The sequence below is a fragment of the Caulobacter sp. GW821-FHT09B08 genome, from assembly GCF_059418225.1.
The window spans coordinates 238,011-257,430 of sequence record NZ_JBWKPL010000001.1; the positions used below are offsets into that span (position 1 = coordinate 238,011).

The following is a 19,420-nucleotide window of genomic DNA, read 5'->3' on the forward strand; positions in this document are numbered from 1 at the left end:
TGGAGCCAAAGGTAAGGCGCGTGCGAGATACGGATTAGACGCTAAGATGCGCATGAACCTATCAGCAGGACTTATCAATGCGCCGCGAGGACCTGGGCGACCTGACCACCTTTCTCGTCGTGGCCGAGGAGCGCAGCTTCACCCGCGCGGCCGCCCGCCTGGGCTCGTCGCAATCGGCGGTCAGCCAGACGGTGCGGCGACTGGAGACGCGGCTGGGCCTCAGCCTCCTGACCCGCACCACCCGCAGCGTCGCCCCCACCCTGGCGGGCGAGCGGCTGCTGGCCAGCCTGCGACCGGCCTTCGACGAGATCGACAGCCAGCTGGCCGCCGTCACCGAGCTGCGCGACAAGCCCGCCGGCGCGGTGCGCATCACGCTGAGCCAGCACGCCGCCGACACCATCCTGTGGCCGGCCCTGGAGCGCCTGCTGCCCGCCTATCCGGACGTGAAGGTCGAGCTGTCGGTCGACACCGGCTTTCGCGACATCGTGGCCGATCGCTTCGACGCCGGCGTACGCCTGGGCGAGCAGGTCGACAAGGACATGATCGCCGTGCGCATCGGGCCGGACCTGCGCATGGCCGTGGTCGCCGCGCCCGCCTATTTCGAGCGCCGTGGTCGGCCCCTGGCGCCGCACGATCTCACCGACCACGCCTGCATCAACCTGCGCTTCCCGACCCTGGGCGGCCTCTATGTCTGGGAGTTCGAGAAGGACGGGCGCGAGCTGCACGTGCGCGTGGACGGCCAGCTGATCTTCAACGAAACGCGGCTGATCGTCAGGGCGGCCTGTGCGGGCCTGGGCGTGGCGTTCGTGCTGGAGGACCATGTCCGCGAGGCCCTGGCCGAGGGCCGCCTGGTCCGCGTGCTGGAAGACTGGTGCCCGCCGTTTTCCGGCTATCACCTCTACTACCCCAGCCGCCGCCAGCCCGCCCCGGCCTTCGCCCTGCTGGTCGAGGCCCTGAGGTTCAGGGGATGAGGTTCAGGGCGTGACCGCGCTGCGCCGCACAAGAAAAAAGCCCGCGAACCAGGTTCGCGGGCTCTTTCTAAGCCGTCCCGAAGACGGCCGTTCGCGGCGGCCTTAGGCGGCGGCGCGCTGGGCCTTGATGGCCGAGAGGGTCAGAACGATCAGGCTGAACATGACTTTTTCCGTTTCGAGCTAACGAAGGCGCGGTCGCCTTCGATGGCCTCAACATAATGACAACGTTGTCATTTCTCAAGCACCAATGCTGCGGTGCAGCGTCGCAGGCGGCCGCGCTTTACGTCCGGCCCACGATGGGCGCAGGGTGGGCCATGGCTCTTTCCCGCGTCCTTCCCCTGGCCCTCGCCCTGGCGACCTTGGCCGGCGTCGCCCACGCCCAGACCGCCAAGCCTGGGGCGATCTCGCTGGCCTCCCCGCCCCGCCCGCTGGACCTGACAGCGCCCGGCCTGCCGGTGCTCTATTCGCGCGCGCCGGCGCCCCTGCCGCCCGGCATCGCCCGCACCTCGGTCGAGCGGAAGATCGCCGACGAGGGCGTGCTCAGCTCCGGCGTGCTGTGCGGCATCCAGCCCAACGCCGACACCAGCGGGGCCGCCCGCGCCCGGGGTTTCGATCCGGATGGGAAGTTCGTCGGCGCCAAGATGGCGTTCCGCTTCTAGCCGCCGACGACCGCTTGTGGCCGGGCCACGGCTAGGCTTCATTGCGTCCTCGATTTCAGTCAGGACGCCCCCATGATCGCCACGACCCGCCGCGCCGCCCTGCTCTCGGCCTTCGCCACCGTGGGGACCACGGCCCTGGCCGCGACACCGCGCCTGGCTTGGTCTCGGGAAACCGGCAAGGCCGCCGCGGCCATCGACCAGTTCGCCCAGGAGGTGATGGCCGCCTTTCCCGACGAGCCGGGCCTGGGCATCACCGTGGTCGAGGACGGCCGGATCACCCTGGCCAAGGGCTACGGCGTCAAGCGCATGGGCGGGACCGACAAGGTCACCGACGCCACCCTGTTCGGCATCGCCTCCAACACCAAGGCCATGACCGCCGCCGCCCTGGCCATGCTGGTCGAGGAGGGCAAGGTGGCCTGGGACGATCCGGTCACCAAGTACCTGCCTGCCTTCGAGATGCACGATCCGATCGTCACCAAGTTGCTGACCGTGCGCGACCTGCTGTGCCATCGCAGCGGCCTGACCCTGGGGGCGGGCGACCTGATGATCTGGCCCAACCCCACCCATACGCGGGCCGAGATCGTGGCGGGCATGAAATACCTGCCGCTGGGAACCGGCTTCCGCACCGGCTACGCCTACGACAACGTGCTCTATGTGGTGGCCGGCGAGGTGATCGCCGCCGTCACCGGCAAGCCGTGGGAAGACTTCGTCCAGGCGCGGATCCTCACCCCCCTGAAGATGACCGACACCGTGCCCCTGCCCTCGCTGATCGGCGACCGCTCGCGGGCCGAGCCGCACGCCCGCATGGGGCCGCCGGTGCGGGGCCTGGGCCCGCAGACGGTGCTGCCCTTTGACGGCAGCTTCGACGCCGCGGGCGCCGCCGGCGGCGTCAACGCCAGCCCGCGCGACATCGGCAAGTGGATGGAGGCGCAGCTGGGCCTGGGGACCACGCCCGACGGCGTGAAGCTGTGGACCGAGGCCTCGGCCCGCGAGATGTGGAAGCCCCACACCATCACCGCCTGGACTGATGGCCCCAACGCCGACAACCCCGCGCGGCCGTCGATGCAGGCCTATGGCCTGGGCTGGTTCGTCCAGGACCATCGCGGCGAGAAGCTGATCTGGCACACCGGGGGCCTGGCCGGTTTCATCTCCTATACGGGCCTGCTGCCGGGACGGAAGTCGGGGATCATGGTGATGACCAACGCCGAGGAGGCGCCGCTCTTCCGGTCCCTGCGTTACGGCGGCCCCGACCGGCTGCAGGGACGCAGCGACTTCGACTGGATCGCCTCCAGCAAGAAGGTCCAGGCCGCCTCGGACGCCCAGCTGATCAAGGACGCCGCCGAGGCCGTCACCCCCAAGGGCGGCGGGGTGGCGCCCACCCTGCCCCTGGCCGCCTATGCCGGGACCTATCGCGATCCCTGGTACGGCACGATCACCGTCTCGGTGACGGGCCCAAACAAGGGTAAGGGGGGCAAGAAGACCGCCCTCAAGATCGCCTTCGACAAGACCCCCGTCCTGAAGGGCGAACTGCGGCTGTTCGACGGCGACACCTTCCGCACCTGGTTCGAAGACCGCTCCCAGGAAGACGCCTTCGTCGTGTTCGAGGTCAAGGACGGGGTGGTGAAGGGCGCGACCATGAAGGCCGTCTCACCGCTGGCGGACTTCTCGTATGACTATCAGGATCTGAGATTGGCGAAGGTGTAGGGGGCGCGCCCCCCGCCCGCTGCCCGCCCATCACGCCCACCACGCCCGTCATCCCCCCGCCCGTCATCCTCGGACTTGTTCCGAGGACCCATCGTCCAGCCGCGAAGAAGGATGATCCGTGGAGCGGTGAGGTCGCCGTCCACCCGCACCGACAACTCGGCTGAAACAGGGATCCTCGGAACAAGTCCGAGGATGACGGGCGGTGGGGGACCGGAGGCGACGAGCGAAGAGCGTAAAGAACATTTACAGAACAAATATATCCGCCACATACTCGCGTCATGGAAGAGCGATATCCGTGGATCGCCGTTTACATGCTCAGCAACCGCTTGCGCGGCACGCTCTATGTCGGCGTGACCAGCAACCTTCTCAACCGCATCGCCCAGCACCGCGATGGCGTCTTCGAAGGCTACACCAAGCGCCATGGACTTTGGCGGCTGGTCTGGTTCGAGACCCATAGCGTCATGACCGAAGCGATCCAGCGGGAGCGAACGCTCAAGCACTGGGTGCGGCAATGGAAGATCAATCTGATCGAACGGGACAATCCCTGCTGGAACGACCTGTACGATCCCATCGTCAACTGGACGCCGGTTCCGCGACAGGTTTGAGCTCAGCCCCACTCCCTCACCCCCGCCCGTCATCCTCGGACTTGTTCCGAGGATCCCTCGTTCCGCCAACCTATCGCGTCAGGTGGAGCCGCGACCTCACCGCTCCACGGATCGTCCTTCTTCGCAGCTGAGCGACGGGTCCTCGGAACAAGTCCGAGGATGACGGGCGGTGGGGATGACAGGTGCGGGGATAACGGGCGCTTGGGGATGACGCCCCACCCCAAGCACAACAATTGCAAGTTGCATGGCGTAGCGTCCCGAAAGAGTACAGCCATGCCGCTTCTCCGCCGTCGTTCGATCCGCGCCCTGCCTGAAGACCAGGTTGGCGGCGCGGCGGTGGAGAACGCGCTGATCCTCAGCCTCACGGCGGGGATGATCTATGCGTTCAAGAGCACCTCGGGCGTGGCGACGCTGCTCAAGCCGATGCAGCAGGCCTTCGCCACCCTGATCCGGGCCCTCTCCTAGAGCCCGTCAGACGCTGGCCGACCAGATCAGCAGCGGCCCGTCCTCCTCGTCCTCGCGCGCGCCGACGCGGGAAAAGCCGTTGGCTTCCAGCACCCGCTGGGAGGGACCGTTGCGGACCGAGGTCTCGGCGGTGACGACGGAGACGCGGTAGTCGCCCCGCGCCCAGGCCAGGAGCTCGCCCACCGCCCGCCCGGCGATCCCGCGACGGCGGCGCGAGGCGGCCACGCCGTAGCCGATCATCACTGTGTCGCCGACATAGGGCGTGCGCACCAGCGAGCACAGCCCGGCCACCTCGCCATCCTCGACGATCAGCCAGGCGTTGGGCTGGAAGCTCTCGCCGACCTCGGCCGACAGGCCGCGCAGCATGGCCAGCATCTCCGGCGTCTCCACCCCGCCCTCGGCCACCCGCAGCCCCGGCGGATCCTCGCCGGCGATCAGGGCGGCGAAATGGGCGTCGGTGGCTTCGATCAGCATGGGGCTCGCCCGCGGGACTTGGCGAGGACACACACGTGTTCGGCGCTGGTGTCCAGCGGGCGGAACACGTCAAGGCCGCGCTCGCGCCGTCCGCGCGATTGACGCCGTCCTGGCTTTGCGGTCCGCTCGAAAGGACGGTTGCGAGGGGGCGAGCGGGGGATGATGAGGTTGGGATCGCGGGCGGCGCTACGCCTCGCGCCGCTCTTGGCGGGTCTGGCGCTCGCGCTGGCGGGATGCGGCTCGCCAAAGGATCGCGCGCTCGACGACGCCCGCGCCGTCATCGCGGAGCAGTCCAAGACCGTCCAGGCGACCGGCTTCAGCCGGGGCTTTCCCGCCAGCCAGGTCTGGTCGATGGCCGCGCCGGAGCTGAACTCGCCCTGGACATGGACCGAGACGATGGTCACGACGATCACCGCCCCGCCCGGCCAGGAGTCGTTGATCGCGCCCACCCCCAGCGGTGTGCCTGTCGAGGTCGTCGAGGCCTACAGCGTCGATCCGAAGCAACTGGCCCTCCCCCTGACCGTGAGCCCGGACGGCGGCCATTGGACCGTCGGGTTCGGTTGCCAGTTCGGCGACTGCATCACCGTCACGGGGCCGAGCGGCGTGACATACCGCAGCCGGAACGTCTGGTGGTATCCGGACCGCGAGACCGCCATGCGGGTCGCGACGGCCATGACGACCCTGCTCGAGGGCCAGGGCGCCCAGGCGAAGATCCTCGTCACGCCCCAGCCGCCCGCCGCCACTCAGGCTCCGGCGGCGGCGCAACCCGAAGCCGACGTCGAGCAGGCCCAGGCGCCGCCCGCGCCGCGCATGAACTGCAAGGTCGGTTCCTCCAGCTATGAAAGGGTCGGGTCCAGCGGGGTGATCTGCGGCTGCGACTACGACTCCTACGCCACGAGCCTCGACGGAACCTCCGTCTGCGCGGGCGGCGCCTATGACTCCTATGGCCGTAGCCTGGACGGCTCTGACGTGGCCTGCGGCGGGCGTTACGACTCCTACGCCACGAGTCTGGACGGACACCGCGTCTGCGCGGGCGGAGCCTACGACTCCTATGGCAGTAGCCTGGACGGCGCGAACGTGGCCTGCGGCGGGCGCTACGACTCCTATGCGCGGAGCCTGGACGGACATCGCGTCTGCGCGGGCGGCGCCTACGACTCCTATGCCCGCAGCCTGGACGGCTCGGACGTGGCCTGCGGCGGTCTCTACGACTCCTATGCCTCGAGCCTCGACGGCGCGCGCCGCTGCTACGGAGGACGCTACGGCGGCTGAGACGGGCTTGGCGGCCGCAACGGGGCGGTTCAAGCTGGCGGCCTTCCGTATCGCGAGGCTCGCATGGTCCGATCCCATCCCAAGCGCCTGTTTCTGGCGGTCGCCGCCCTGGCGACGGTCGCCGCCCTTTCCGCCTGTGGGCCGGGCCAGGGCTCGCGCTCGACCACCGTGGTGCTGGCGGGGCCGTCCGACAAGGTCCAGGCGCTGATCGGCCGGCACAAGCTGCTAGGGCCGCCGGTCCAGGCCCGGGTCGAGCCGCTGGACGGCGGCCGCCAGCGGGCCACCCTGAACCTGCCCAAGGGCCTGCCGCTGGGCGAGGTGGTCGAGCTGGGCAAGGACGCCGCCCGCGAAGGGGTGAACTTCGAGTTCTCCAGCGGCACGCAGTGGGGATCGGGGACGCCGCCCCAGGGCGGCGCTCCGCCCGCCAAGCCGTCTGGCGGCCCCGTCGCCTGAGACCCGCGCCGCGCGGCTTGTCGCGGCCGCCGCTACTCTCTAGGTTGCGCCCGTGACTTCGGGGGCGATGGGCATGTTCAAGCGTTTCAGCGCCTTGATGGCGATCTCGGCGGCGTGCCTGGCCACGGCCGCGAGCGCCCAGGAAGGGACCGGTGCGCCGGTGTTCCGCCTGCGCGCCGACGAGATCCAGGCCGTCTATCCCGCCGCCGCCAAGGCCAAGGGCGTGGAGGGCGAGGCGGTCGTCACCTGCCAGAGCGCCGGCCAGGCGATCCGGTCCTGCGCCCTGGTCTCGGAGACCCCGGCCGGCGAAGGCTTCGGCGAGGCCGCGATGGCCCTAGTCAAGCGCTACGAGGCCCCCGCGCCGGGCGAGGTGGAGACGACGCTTGCCTGGCCCCAGACCATCCGTATCCCCTTCCGCTCGCCCCAGCCGGCCAAGACCTATCGTGTGGGCGGGGCGGAATACGTCCTGCCCCGGCCCGTGGAGACGCCCTCGGCGGACGCCGTCTACGAGGCCTGGCCGCGCGTGGCACGGTTCAGCGGCGTCGAGGGCTCGGCCAGCCTCTGGTGCACGGTGACTGTCGCCGGACGGCTGGAGGCCTGCGCGGTCTCCCAGGAGAACCAGCCCGGCCAGGGCTTCGGCGAGGCGGCCCTGAAGCTCGCGCCGCTCTACCGTTTCACGCCCGCCCTGCGCGACGGCGCGCCGGTGGCGATGTCGTTCCCGATCACGGCGATCTTCGCCTGCGACGTGCGTTGCCGGCGGTTCGAGGGCGCCCCGGAGGTCACGCCCGCCCGCGTGGCGGGTCCGACGCCCGACGAGGTCCAGGCCGCCTATCCGGCGGCGGCCAAGGCGCGGGGGCTGGAGGGCGCGGCGCGGCTCGACTGCATGACCACGGTCAAGGGGCCGCTGGAGGATTGCCGGGTGGTGGCGGAAACCTCGCCCGGCGAGGGCTTCGGGGCGGCCGCCCTCAAGCTGGTCGACCGGTTCGCCTCCCCCGACGCCTATCCCCATCGGATCGCGTTCCCGGTCGCCTTCGACCGCCGCGTCGGCCAGGTCGATCAGCTGCGGGTCAACCCGCGCGACATGCTGTCCATCCCACCCCTGCCCTACAGCATGCCCAAGGACGCGCCGGCCGAGAAGCCGCCGGTCAACGGCTCGTCCCGCCTGCGCTGCCAGGTGGGCCAGGGCGAGCGCCTGGAAGGTTGCATCGTGCTGGAGAGCACCCCGCCCGATCCGGAGGTGGCCCGGCAGGCCATGGACGCGGCGGACAAGCTGCGCGCGCGGATCTGGACCGACGAGGGGCGCTCGACGATCGGCGCCCTGGTCGAGCTGACCCTGGCCACCGGCGGCCTCTATCCCAATCCCCAGGTGATCGTGGCCCCGCCCGCGCCGCCGGTGGTTGCCAAGGGCGTGCTGGACTACCGGCCCCAGACGCTGGTGGCGGCGCCGGGGATCGCGGAACGGTTCTATCCCGCAAGAGCCCACCGCGAGGAGGTCGGCGGCCGCGCCCTGCTGAGCTGCGCGGGCATCAAGGACCAGCATCCGGACATCTGCCGGGTCGTCTCCGAGAGCCCGGCCGACTACGGCTTCGGCGACGCGGCCCTGAAGATGAGCCAGCTCTACCGCTACAGCCCCATGACCATCGACGGCGCCCCCAGCAGCGACCCGATCCAGATCCCGTTCCAGTTCATGGCGCCGTAGGCCGCTCCAGGTCGCGCCAATTCCCTTAAACACCCGTCATCCCGGGCCTTGTGCCCGGGATCCCTGGTTCAGCTCTCACGTGAGATGCATTGGCGCGCCGGCGCGCCGCACCGCTGCACCTGCGGCGGACAGAGGGGTCCCGGGCACAAGGCCCGGGATGACGACCTTTATGGGGGATGGGCCGCGACTAGATGTCGACCGGCTCTAGCGCCCGGCCCGCCGGCGCAGGGCGCCGCGCATGAAGTCCTGGGGGGGATCGGCCTCGGCCAGGATGGCGTCGCGGATGGCGCGGGGCTCGCCGAAGAGGTGGCCTTGGCCGTAGCCGATGTCGAGCTCCAGCACCTCGGCGACCTGGCGCTCGGCCTCGACCTTCTCGGCGATCACCTCGATGCCGTAGCGACGGGTCAGGCCCGCGAAGTCCTCGGCGTTGAGGTCTGGCAGCGAGGCGATGACCAGCTTGCCGTCCTGTTCCTCCAACTGCTCCAGCATCATCTGGGCGCCGATCTTGAGGAACTTCACGTCGGCGCGGGCCAGGTCCTGGAAGTCGAGGTCCAGATCGGTGACCTTGTCCAGACTGAAGCGGAAGCCGAGGCTGGCGAGACGCGCCATGTGGCGAGCCTCCACCGGGCCGCGGTCGTTGAACGCCTGCTGGCCCAGTTCGAAGATCAGGGCGCCGTGCAGGTCCTTGTTGACCTGCAGGAATTCCAGGAACTGGGCGAAGAACACCTCGTCGGCGAGGCTGGCCAGCGAGATGTTGCAGAAGATCCCGACCTTGCGATCCTGCTTGGCCAGGCGGCGCACGATCTGCACGCAGCGGAACAGCAGCAGGTTGTCGATGGCGGCGGTCAGGCCCTCGGGCTCGGCCACGGCCAGGTACTCGGCCGGCATCATGATGCGGCCGGTGTCGTCGCGCAGGCGCGAGAAGCTTTCGTAGAAGACGGTCCGGCGCTGGGGCAGGCTGACCACCGGCTGCAGATAGAGGTCGACGCGGTTCTCGGCCAGGGCGTCCTGCACCACTTCCAGCAGGGCGTTGGACTGGGGCGAGCGGCCGCGCGGCTCGCTGCGGGCCACCTCGACCTGGTAGGTCAGTTGGTGCTCCAGCCGCTCGCTCATGCGCACGACCAGGTCTTCCAGCTGGTGGACCTCGCTGGTCAGTTCGGCCGAACGGCGCTGGGCGTCGTCGGCGACGCTTTCCAAGAGGCCGCTGATGCGGGCGTCCACCTTCTCGACCTGCTCCAGCAGGATGCCGTGGGCCTCGCGGATGGTCTCGATGTCGACGCGCAGGGTCGCGCCCTGCAGGGCGTTGGCGATCACGGCATGGATCGCGAAGCACAGGCCCATGGTCCCGATGAAGGCCGAGAGGCCGACAGCGGGCGCGGCTCCCATGCGCCAGAGGGCCAGGGAGGTCACAAGAGCCAGACAGAGATAGGCGCCGGTCAGCAGCGCCAGCATCAGCCTTCGCATTCGAGTTCCCTACGAATCGTCAAGCTCAGTATGCGAGTCGCGCTGGCCGTGAGTCGAACAGATTAACGACTCTGAGCCATTACGCCGCGCCTTAACCACAAATCAGCTTGTCGTGAACGCGCGACGAAAGGTTAACGCACGCGAGGCGATCCGGATCTCCCTGGCCTGTCGATGGGCGCATCGCCGGCTTCGTGACGCTTCGGTTGCATATTGCGAGTCATTTGCATTTGCGAAAATGGATTGGTATTAGCCCCTCGTACCGTCGGCACAGGCGGCTTTGATTTTTCGTGGGGTTTCCGGTCGGCGTCGGTTGGAGGAAGCCCCACCTCTTCCACGGGATGGGGCTTATGTTCTTGAAGACCACGCTGCTGGCGGGCGGCGCTTTCCTGGCGCTCGCGGCGCCGGCCATGGCGCAGACGACCACCACCGCCGCCCAAGGCGAAAACACCCACGTCGACGAGGTGGTCATCACCGGCTCGTACACGATCAACGAGCGCATCGACACCGCCACCGGCCTGGGCCTGACCCTGCGCGAGACGCCGCAGTCGGTGACCGTGATCACCGCCCAGCGCATCCTCGACCAGAACATGCAGACCGTGGCCGACATCGTCACCAACACGGTCGGCGTCGCCGCCAACCAGGTGGACGACGTGCGCAACACGTTCAACGCCCGCGGCTTCGAGATCAAGAACTACCAGATCGACGGCGTGCCCACCGGCTGGACCCTGGCCGGCGGCGCCGGCGAGACCATGGCCGACGTGTCGCTGTACGAGCGCGTCGAGATCGTGCGCGGCGCCACCGGCCTGATGACCGGCGCCGGCGACCCTTCCGCCTCGATCAACCTGGTGCGCAAGCACGCCACCTCCACCGACCTGACCGGCTATCTGAACGCCAGCGTCGGCAGCTGGAACACCTACCAGGCCCAGGCCGACGTCGCCGGCGCCCTGACCGCCAGCGGCAAGATCCGCGGCCGCGCCGTCGCCAAGTACGAGAAGGGCGAGAACTTCATCGACTGGTACAAGAACGAGAAGAGCGTTCTGTACGGAGTCATCGACGCCGACCTGGACGACAACACCCTGCTGCGCGTGGGCGCCAGCCAGCAGAAGGGCGCGCCGAACGCCCCGGCCTGGGGCGCGCTGCCCACCTTCTTCTCGGACGGCTCGGTGGCGATCTGGGATCGCTCCAAGACCGCCTCGGCCAAGTGGAGCTACTGGGACACCACCAACCAGAACGTCTTCGCCAACCTGCAGCACAAGTTCGCCAACGGCTGGTCGCTGACGGTCAACTACAACTGGATGCGCAACGCCCAGACGACCGAGCTGCTCTACATGTCGGGCCTGATCGACAAGGCCACCGGCAACTGGCAGTACGCGCCCTATCCCTACCGGGACGACGGCGAGAGCATCCAGAACAGCGTCGACGTCCAGCTGAAGGGCGACTATTCGCTGTTCGGCCGCCAGCATGAATTCGTGGCCGGCGCCCTGGCCAGCAAGCAGCACCTGACCACCGACAGCTTCGACGCCGACGCGGCCTCGTTCAATCCGGCGGGCAGCTTCTACACCTGGACGGCGATCCCGCACCCGACCTTCTCGACCACCGCCATCCCGCGCGTCGACCAAACGATCAAGCAGACCGGCTACTACGCCGCCACCCGCCTGAACGTCACCGACGCCTTCAAGGTGGTGGCCGGCGCCCGCGTGGCCAGCTGGCATCAGAAGGGCTTCAACTACGGGACCTTCGACTTCGGCGACGACAACATGTTCGTGCCCTATGTCGGCGCCCTCTACGACGTGTCGTCCAACCACCGCCTGTACGCCGCCTACACCGAGATCTTCCAGCCGCAGAACGCCCAGGACTACACGGGCGCCTATCTGGCCCCGATCACCGGCGAGAGCCTGGAAGGCGGCCTGAAGAGCGCCTTCTTCGGTGACCGGCTGCAGACCACGGTGGCGGTGTTCCGCATCGTGCAGGACAACCTGGCCCAGACCGACCCGGACCTGACCCACATCATCCCGGGCTCCTCGCCCCCCACCCGCGCCTCGATCGCGGCCAAGGGCGCGACCAGCAAGGGCTTCGAGCTGGAAGTGATCGGCAAGCCGCTGGAGAACTGGAACGTCTCGCTGGGCTACAGCCAGTTCCAGATGCGCGACGTCAACGACGTCAAGGTCAACACCTCGTTCCCGCGCCAGCTGTTCAAGGTGTTCACCACCTACGAACTGTCGGGCGCGCTGGAAGGCCTGACCCTGGGCGGCGGCGTCAACTGGCAGAGCGAGGCCTACAGCGCCTCGACCAACCCGGTGACCAGCGCGCCCTTCAGCTTCCGCCAGGGTTCGTACGCCACCGTCAGCCTGATGGCCCGCTACGAGATCAACGAGCAGCTGTCGGTCCAGGCCAACGCCGAGAACGTGACGGACAAGACCTACTACGCCCAGACCGGCTTCTACAGCCAGTACCGCTACGGCGCGCCGCGCAACTACACGGTGAGCCTGAAGTACGCCTTCTAGGCCAGGCCGCATCGCCGATATCGAAGGGGCGGGGCGTCCATGACGCCCCGCCCTATTCGTGACATGACAGCGTGACCTTGGACTGATAATCGTTCTCAAGTTTTTTGGTGCGACCATGTCCGACGCTGTCTCGACCTCCGACCTTTCCGAACCCACGGCCCTCAGGGGCGCCGAGCGACCGCTGAGCACGGCCAGCAAGGGCCAGCGCGGTGTGATCGTGCGGGTCAGCGGGACCACCGGCCATTCGGAGGCCATCGACCCCGAGGAGCTGGAGCGCCGCCTGCTGGAGATGGGTTTCGTGGAGGGGGCCGCGTTCGAGGTCCTGCACGAGGGCCTGTTCGGGCGCGACCCGATCGCCGTGCGCGTCGACGACATGCGCGTGGCCCTGCGCCGCCGGGAAGCCGGCGCCGTCACCGTTCAGTTCGAAGAGATCTAGGCCTTGACCGACACGCTCGTCGCAGATCGCCCCGCCCGCCTGGCGCTGGTGGGCAATCCCAATTCCGGCAAGACCGCCCTGTTCAACGCCCTGACCGGCGCCCGCCAGAAGGTCGCCAACTACGCCGGCGTCACCGTCGAGCGGAAGGAAGGCGTGCTGACCCTGCCCAGCGGTCGCGGCGCCCACGTGCTGGACCTGCCCGGCACCTACTCCCTGCGCGCCCGCAGCCCCGACGAGGTGGTGACCCGCGACGCGGTGCTGGGGCGCCTGGCCGGCGAGACCGCGCCCGACGTGGTGATCTGCGTGGCCGACGCCACCAACCTGCGGCTGGTGCTGCGCCTGGTGCTGGAGCTCAAGCAGGTGGGCCGGCCGTTCGTCCTGGCCCTCAACATGTTCGACATCGCCCAGCGCCAGGGCCTGCGCATCGACCTGGAGCGGCTGTCCCAGGAGATCGGCGCCCCGATCGCCACCACCGTGGCCACCCGCAAGCGTGGCCTGGACGAGCTGGTCGAGAAGGCCAGCGCCCTGGCCGCCAGCCATGCCGGCGCCCACGAGAACGTCTGGCGCGAGCCGACCGCCGGCGAGATCCGCGCCGCCCACGCCGAAGCCCAGCGCATCTTCAAGGCCTGCGTGAAGCCGCCCGAGCGTCCCGACACCGTGACGGGCAAGGTCGACGCGGTGCTGCTGAACCCGGTGGGCGGCCTGGTGATCCTGTTCGCCCTGCTGTTCGTGATGTTCCAGGCGGTGTTCACCTGGGCCACCGTGCCGGCCGACGCCATCGACGGCGGCTTCGCGGCCCTGGCCGGCTTCGTCAACGAGCACCTGCCCCAGGGCCTGCTGGCCAGCTTCCTGGCGGACGGCCTGATCGCCGGCGTGGGCAGCGTGCTGGTGTTCCTGCCCCAGATCCTGATCCTGTTCTTCTTCATCCTGCTCTTGGAAGACAGCGGCTACATGACCCGCGCGGCCTTCCTGATGGACAAGATCATGGGCGGGGCGGGCCTGCACGGCCGGGCGTTCATCCCGCTGCTGTCCAGCTTCGCCTGCGCCATCCCGGGGATCATGTCGACGCGGGTGATCGACAACAAGCAGGACCGCCTGACCACCATCCTGGTCGCGCCCCTGATGACCTGCTCGGCGCGCATCCCGGTCTACACCCTGATCATCGGCGCCTTCATACCCAACACCAAGGTCTGGGGCGTGCTCAGCCTGCCGGGCCTGGTGATGTTCGGCCTCTACGCCAGCGGCATTGTCTTCGCCCTGCTGGTCTCGTTCGTCATCCGCCGGGTGTTCTGGCGCGGCACGGTCGAGCCCTTCATGATGGAGCTGCCGACCTATCGCTGGCCCGAGCCGCGCAACGTGCTGATGAACCTGTGGACGCGGGCCAAGATCTTCCTCAGCCGCGCCGGCCGGATCATCATGCCGCTGATGGTGCTGGTCTGGGTGCTGTCGACCTTCCCCTACCCGCCCGAGGGCGCGACGGGACCGGCCATCGACTACAGCTTCGCCGGCCGCATCGGCCATTTCATCGCGCCGGTCATGGCGCCCATCGGCTTCAACTGGCAGATGACCGTGGCCCTGATCCCGGGCTTCGCGGCCCGCGAAGTGGCCGTGGCGGCCCTGGGCACGGTCTACGCCGTCGGCGGCGACGACGAGGCCGGCACCCATCTGGGCGTGCTGCTCAGCCACCAGTGGTCGCTGGCCACCGCCCTGTCGTTCCTGGCCTGGTACGTCTTCGCCCCGCAGTGCGCGGCCACCCTGGGCGTGGTCAAGCGCGAGACCAACGGCTGGCTGTGGCCCTCGGTGATGTTCCTCTACATGACGGGTCTGGCCTATCTGGCCTCGTTCGCAACCTACCACATCGCCGTGGCCATGGGGGCGGGCTAGGGGAGTCGTGCGGAGCCTGGCCTTGTGCTAGGTTCTGACCATGACGATCCGCATCGACACCGCCGCGCAGGATGCGATGGCTGAACTCGTCGTCCATGTTCGGGCAGGCGAGGAGGTCATGTTGATGTCCGACGGCGAGACTGTCGCAATCGCCAAGCCCCCGTCGGAGCCGGCTTTTGTCCCGTCGAAAGGACGGCGCAAGCTCGGCCTCTGGGAGCACCTCAAGCTCGACCTTCCGGAAGACCTGTTCATCGGGCCGGACCCGGACACCTTGGCCGAGGTGGATAGCCCCATCTTTCCGCCTGAAGAGCCATCCGACCAAAACTGATCGTTTCAGTTTTGGCCCGCGACGGCCGCCGCTCCATCATTCCAGATAAGTGATCACTTGGGATCGCCAATGCGCTTGCTGCTGGATACGCACGCCCTGATCTGGAGCCTGGCCGATCGCTCCAGGCTGTCAGCGCGGGCGCTCGACGCCATTTCGGACGAGGCCAACGAGGTGCTCACCAGCGCCGTGGCGGCCTATGAGATCGAATACAAGCGTCCGCGCGATGCGGAGCTGCAGCAGGTCGCGAAAGATCTTGGCGTTGTTGTCCAGGCCCAGGGCTTCGCTTGGTTGAGCATCTCGTGGGAGGACGCGCGCGACGCCGCCCGCCTTCCGATGATCCATCGGGACCCGTGGGACCGGTTGCTTGTCGCCCAGGCGACGCGTGCGGGCGCGCGTCTGGTCACGCGCGATCCGTTCGTGACCGCCTACGGCGTCCCGACGCTCTGGTAGCCTCTGTTCCGACTAGCGGGTCGGGATCGGCACTTCGCCGCGGTAGTCGTAGAAGCCGCGGCCGGCCTTCTTGCCCAGCCAGCCGGCCTCGACGTACTTCACCAGCAGCGGACAAGGGCGATACTTGCTGTCGGCCAGGCCCTCGTAGAGCACGTTCATGATGCTCAGCACGGTGTCCAGGCCGATGAAGTCGCCCAGTTCCAGCGGGCCCATCGGATGGTTGGCGCCCAGCTTCATGGCGGTGTCGATGGCGTCGACCGTGCCCACGCCCTCGTACAGGGTGTAGATCGCCTCGTTGATCATCGGCACCAGCACGCGGTTGACGATGAAGGCGGGGAAGTCTTCGGCGTTGGACGTGATCTTGCCCAGCGACTTGGCGAAGTTGACGGCCGTCTCGTAGGTGGGCACGTCGGTGGCGATGCCGCGGATGATCTCGACCAGCTTCATCAGCGGGACGGGGTTCATGAAGTGCAGGCCGATGAACCGCTCGGGGCGGTCGGTGGCGCTGGCCAGCCGCGTGATCGAGATCGACGAGGTGTTGGAGGCCAGCAGCGTGCCTTCCTTCAGGTGCGGCTGCAGGCTGCGGAAGATCGACTTCTTGATCTCCTCGTTCTCGGTCGCCGCCTCGATGGCCAGGTCGGTGGCGCCGATCAGGGCCAGGTCCTCGGCGGCGGTGATCCGCGCCAGGGCGGCGGTCATGGCCGCTTCGTCGATGATCCCGCGCCCGACCTGGCGGGCCAGGTTCTTCTCGATCAGGGACAGGCCCGCGTCGATGCGCTCGCGCGAGACGTCGTGCAGGCGCACGTCATAACCGCCCAGGGCGACGACATGCGCGATCCCCGACCCCATCTGGCCGGCGCCGATCACGCCGACCGTCTTGATATCCGTCATTCAGACAAGCCTTGCTATTGGGCCTTGTTCGAGGCGTGGCGAGGCGTCGTGCGCCCGCGCCAAAGTTCATGCCCGCTTTTCTAGCACGAGCAACCCCACACTCGCCAAGGCTTTGCTGCGACGCAGCGGAAAGCGTTGTCGGACAAGCTTTCCGGCCGCACGACATCGCCTCCGCGCGATCTTTCTGGCCGTCCTGGCGCCGGGTCCCAGGGGCGTTATGGTCAGTCCGCCACGACCTGGGAGAGCAAGGCATGGACGGGTCGCTCATCGGCCGCAAAGGCGACTGGGACGCCGCGGCCCTGGCCGCGCGCGACGCCCAGATCAACGGCGCGCCCCAGCGGATCGAGCCCCTGGCGCCCGACGGCCTGGGCCCCGAGCTGGAGGCCCTGATCGAGGAGGTCCAGGCCCCCATCGGCGCCTACCGGCCGCCGGTGATCCACGAATACTTCCGCACCGTCGCCAAGCATCCCGAGGTCTTCGCCTGCCAGATGCGGATGGGGGTCGTGCTGTTCACGGGGCGGATTCCGCCGCGCGACCGCGAACTGGCCATACTGCGCATCGGCTGGCTGCTGGGCGCGCCCTACGAGTGGGGCGAGCACGTGGTGATCGCCAAGCGCTACGGAATGACCGACCACGAGGTCGAGCGGGCCACCCAGGGCTCGACCGCGCCGGGCTGGACCCCGCACGAGGCCGCGATCCTGGCCGGGGTCGAGGAACTGCTGTCCAACCAGGCGCTCTCCGACGAGACCTGGGCCGCCCTGGCCGTCGCCTGGGACGAACCCCAACTGATCGAATACCTGGCCATGGTGGGCCAGTACGTGGCCACCGCCATGATCCAGAACGCCCTGCGCGTGCGGCTGAGCGAGGGCAATCCGGGGCTGACGCGGCGTTAGGCGGGGTGCGGGACGGTGACAGCGTTCGGAGCAAGCGCCTAAGCTCCTTGTATGAACCTGCGCCCCTCCCGCCGCCACGCCCTGACCCTGGTCGCCTCGGCCGCCGCCCTTCCCGCCTTCGCCGAACCACCCGAGGAGCACTGGGACCGGCTGGCCGCCGACGTCCGGTCGGAATTCCAGTGGGCCTGGCAAGGCTACGTCGCCAAGGCCTGGGGCAAGGACGAGATCAACCCGGTCAGCGGCACGTCGCAGTCGTTCTTCGTCGAGGGCCACGACCTGGGCTTGTCGCTGGTCGAGGCGCTGGACACCCTGTGGATCATGGGGCTGGACGCCGAGTTCCAGGCGGGCGTCGACTGGGTCAAGACCAGCCTCGACTTCGACGTCGACGGCAACGCCCAGGTCTTCGAGACCAACATCCGCCTGGTCGGCGGTCTCCTCTCGGCCCACCTGGCCTGCGGCGATCCGGTGCTGCTGGCCAAGGCCCGGGACCTCGCCGACCGCCTGGCCAAGGCCTTCGAGGCCTCGCCGCACGGCCTGCCCTATCGCTATGTGAACCTGCGCACCGGGGCGGTCAGCGACCCGGACACCAACCTGGCCGAGATCGGCACCTACCTCTCCGAATTCGGCGTGCTGAGCCAGCTCACCGGCGACCGCAAGTATTTCGACATGGCCAAGCGGGCCATGCGCCACGCCCTGGACCGCCGCTCCAAGATCGGCCTGATGGCCGCCAACCTCCATGCCGAGACGGGCGCCTTCACCAGCCGCAACGCCAGCATCGATATCTATGCCGACAGCTTCTACGAATACCTCTGGGACGCCTGGGAGCTGTTCGGCGACGCCGACTGCAAGCGCTGGGCGGTCGAGTGCGTCGACGCTCAGCTGGCCCACCAGGCCAAGCGCTACGACGGCCGCCTGTGGTTCCCGATGGTCGATTTCGAGACCGGGGCGGTGACCGGCACGAGCCAGAGCGAGCTGGCCGCCTACTATGCCGGCCTCTTGGGCCAAGTGGGGCGCAAGGCCCAGGGCGACAACTACCTGGCCACCTTCACGGCGATGCAGGCGGCCTACGGCGTGATCCCGGAATCGATCGACGTCACCACCGGCAAGGCGCGCCGCAAGGCCACGGGCCTGCGCCCCGAATATCCCGACGCCTGCCTGAACCTGTGGCTGGGCGACCGCGACGACCGCTACCGTCGCTTGGCCGGCGCCCACTATGTGCAAATGAAAAAGACCAGCCGCGCGGCCTTCGGCTACACGGCCCTGAAGGACATCACCACCACCCCGATGACCCAGGGCGACAACTGCCCCGGCTACTGGTGGTCCGAGCAGATGAAGTACTACTACCTGCTGTTCTCCGACACGCCGCGCATCGACTACGGCAAGCTGCAGCTGAGCACCGAGGCCAACGTGCTGCGGGGGTTCAAGAAGCTCTAGGCGCGGCTGGGGACACACGCATGCGTGTGTCCCCAATCGGTGTCACCCCGCCAGGAACGCCGCCAGGGCCGCCACGGTCTCCGCGCCGGGCGTGTCGATGGCCGGCACGTGGCCGCCGGGGCTGGAGAGGAACGGCAGGTCGTTGGCCTCGGCGAAGGCCTTCATCGGCGGATGATAGGGGTCCTGCTCGCCGTCCCACAGCAGCACCGGGAAGCCGCCGCCCAGCACCGCCTCGGCCGCGCCGTCCAGTTGCGACGACAAGGCCTCGAAACAGGCCCGCATGGCCGGCTCGATGTCGGGCGTGACCCAGGCCGTCAAAGCCGGGGCGGTGGCCTTGGCGAAGGCCCAGAAGATGTCGAAGGTCAGCGGCCCTTGCGGGGTCCTGGGCGGGCCGTTCACCAGGTCCCAGCCGCCGACGACCAGGCGCGAGACCTTCTCCGGATGGTGCTTGGCCAGGCCCACAGCCATCCAGGCGCCCATCGAATAGCCGAAGACGGCGGCCTTCGCCTCGCCCAGATCATCGATCACGGCGGCCAGGTCGCCGGCCCGCTGGGGCTGGGCGTAGAGGCCCGGGTCGGCGGGCTTGTCGCTGAGGCCATGGCCCAGGGAATCGACGCAGGCCACGCGATGGCGGCCCTTCAGGGCCTCGACCACGCCGTTGGCCCGCCAGCTCTCCGCGTCCATGAACAGGCCGTGCTGCAGCACCACCAGCGGCCCCTCGCCCTCGACGGTGTAGTGGATGCGCTGGCCGCGATGGGTGACGAAGGGCATGTCGTTCCGATCCCCTGTACTCTCTACTGAAGATTGTCTCTGATGCGATACAGAGGTGCGGCCAGG

At 68.7% G+C, this 19,420-nt stretch carries 19 protein-coding genes; 15 read left to right on the forward strand and 4 right to left on the reverse strand.

The window, feature by feature from the left end; genetic code table 11:
• The first annotated feature begins 77 nt into the window (after window positions 1-77).
• The 5 genes from AC07OA_RS01145 to AC07OA_RS01165 all read left to right on the forward strand — a co-directional run bounded on the left by AC07OA_RS01145 (window position 78) and on the right by AC07OA_RS01165 (window position 4,404).
• A complete protein-coding gene (locus AC07OA_RS01145; RefSeq protein ID WP_494661921.1) occupies window positions 78-971 on the forward strand; it encodes a LysR family transcriptional regulator in 894 nt (297 codons plus the stop codon).
• A 314-nt stretch (window positions 972-1,285) separates the two neighbouring features.
• Window positions 1,286-1,630 carry a hypothetical protein gene (locus AC07OA_RS01150; RefSeq protein WP_494661922.1) on the forward strand — a complete coding sequence of 115 codons (345 nt, stop codon included), beginning with the start codon at window positions 1,286-1,288 and terminating at the stop codon, window positions 1,628-1,630.
• Between the two features lie 72 nt (window positions 1,631-1,702).
• Complete coding sequence (locus AC07OA_RS01155) at window positions 1,703-3,334, forward strand: serine hydrolase (protein WP_494661923.1); 1,632 nt, start codon at window positions 1,703-1,705, stop codon at window positions 3,332-3,334.
• Window positions 3,335-3,645: 311 nt separating this feature from the next.
• A complete protein-coding gene (locus AC07OA_RS01160; protein WP_494661924.1) occupies window positions 3,646-3,939 on the forward strand; it encodes a GIY-YIG nuclease family protein in 294 nt (97 codons plus the stop codon).
• 273 nt (window positions 3,940-4,212) lie between these two features.
• Entirely contained in the window at window positions 4,213-4,404 is a 192-nt protein-coding gene (locus AC07OA_RS01165) for a hypothetical protein (protein ID WP_494661925.1), read from the forward strand.
• Window positions 4,405-4,410: 6 nt separating this feature from the next.
• On the opposite strand, the gene AC07OA_RS01170 is transcribed toward AC07OA_RS01165, so the two are convergent.
• Entirely contained in the window at window positions 4,411-4,878 is a 468-nt protein-coding gene (locus tag AC07OA_RS01170; protein WP_494661926.1) for a GNAT family N-acetyltransferase, read from the reverse strand.
• A gap of 159 nt (window positions 4,879-5,037) precedes the next feature.
• Here AC07OA_RS01170 and AC07OA_RS01175 point away from each other — a divergent pair, with 159 nt between their 5' ends.
• From AC07OA_RS01175 to AC07OA_RS01185, 3 genes are all read left to right on the forward strand, one after another.
• Window positions 5,038-6,147, forward strand: a complete 1,110-nt coding sequence (locus AC07OA_RS01175; RefSeq protein ID WP_494661927.1) for a hypothetical protein — start codon at window positions 5,038-5,040, stop codon at window positions 6,145-6,147.
• A gap of 63 nt (window positions 6,148-6,210) precedes the next feature.
• Window positions 6,211-6,600, forward strand: a complete 390-nt coding sequence (locus AC07OA_RS01180) for a hypothetical protein (protein WP_494661928.1) — start codon at window positions 6,211-6,213, stop codon at window positions 6,598-6,600.
• Between the two features lie 73 nt (window positions 6,601-6,673).
• The gene (locus AC07OA_RS01185; RefSeq protein ID WP_494661929.1) at window positions 6,674-8,299 is read left to right on the forward strand and encodes a TonB family protein; all 1,626 of its coding nucleotides are present in this window, start codon (window positions 6,674-6,676) and stop codon (window positions 8,297-8,299) included.
• 204 nt (window positions 8,300-8,503) lie between these two features.
• Here AC07OA_RS01185 and tipF read toward each other — a convergent pair whose 3' ends face one another.
• Entirely contained in the window at window positions 8,504-9,763 is a 1,260-nt protein-coding gene (gene tipF, locus AC07OA_RS01190; RefSeq protein ID WP_494661930.1) for a flagella assembly cyclic-di-GMP phosphodiesterase TipF, read from the reverse strand.
• A gap of 347 nt (window positions 9,764-10,110) precedes the next feature.
• Here tipF and AC07OA_RS01195 point away from each other — a divergent pair, with 347 nt between their 5' ends.
• From AC07OA_RS01195 to AC07OA_RS01215, 5 genes are all read left to right on the forward strand, one after another.
• Entirely contained in the window at window positions 10,111-12,267 is a 2,157-nt protein-coding gene (locus tag AC07OA_RS01195) for a TonB-dependent siderophore receptor (RefSeq protein WP_494661931.1), read from the forward strand.
• A 115-nt stretch (window positions 12,268-12,382) separates the two neighbouring features.
• Window positions 12,383-12,703, forward strand: coding sequence for a FeoA family protein (locus tag AC07OA_RS01200; RefSeq protein WP_494661932.1), 321 nt, complete (start codon window positions 12,383-12,385; stop codon window positions 12,701-12,703).
• A gap of 3 nt (window positions 12,704-12,706) precedes the next feature.
• Window positions 12,707-14,587, forward strand: coding sequence for a ferrous iron transport protein B (feoB, locus tag AC07OA_RS01205; RefSeq protein ID WP_494661933.1), 1,881 nt, complete (start codon window positions 12,707-12,709; stop codon window positions 14,585-14,587).
• A 40-nt stretch (window positions 14,588-14,627) separates the two neighbouring features.
• A complete protein-coding gene (locus AC07OA_RS01210; protein WP_494661934.1) occupies window positions 14,628-14,915 on the forward strand; it encodes a hypothetical protein in 288 nt (95 codons plus the stop codon).
• 69 nt (window positions 14,916-14,984) lie between these two features.
• Complete coding sequence (locus AC07OA_RS01215) at window positions 14,985-15,365, forward strand: type II toxin-antitoxin system VapC family toxin (protein ID WP_494661935.1); 381 nt, start codon at window positions 14,985-14,987, stop codon at window positions 15,363-15,365.
• Window positions 15,366-15,377: 12 nt separating this feature from the next.
• On the opposite strand, the gene AC07OA_RS01220 is transcribed toward AC07OA_RS01215, so the two are convergent.
• Window positions 15,378-16,256, reverse strand: coding sequence for a 3-hydroxybutyryl-CoA dehydrogenase (locus AC07OA_RS01220; protein WP_494661936.1), 879 nt, complete (start codon window positions 16,254-16,256; stop codon window positions 15,378-15,380).
• A gap of 251 nt (window positions 16,257-16,507) precedes the next feature.
• Here AC07OA_RS01220 and AC07OA_RS01225 point away from each other — a divergent pair, with 251 nt between their 5' ends.
• On the forward strand, window positions 16,508-17,149 hold the full coding sequence (locus AC07OA_RS01225) for a carboxymuconolactone decarboxylase family protein (protein WP_494661937.1): 642 nt from the start codon (window positions 16,508-16,510) through the stop codon (window positions 17,147-17,149).
• Window positions 17,150-17,200: 51 nt separating this feature from the next.
• Entirely contained in the window at window positions 17,201-18,583 is a 1,383-nt protein-coding gene (locus tag AC07OA_RS01230; protein WP_494661938.1) for a glycoside hydrolase family 47 protein, read from the forward strand.
• 42 nt (window positions 18,584-18,625) lie between these two features.
• On the opposite strand, the gene AC07OA_RS01235 is transcribed toward AC07OA_RS01230, so the two are convergent.
• The gene (locus AC07OA_RS01235) at window positions 18,626-19,354 is read right to left on the reverse strand and encodes an alpha/beta fold hydrolase (protein WP_494661939.1); all 729 of its coding nucleotides are present in this window, start codon (window positions 19,352-19,354) and stop codon (window positions 18,626-18,628) included.
• Window positions 19,355-19,420: the final 66 nt, after the last annotated feature.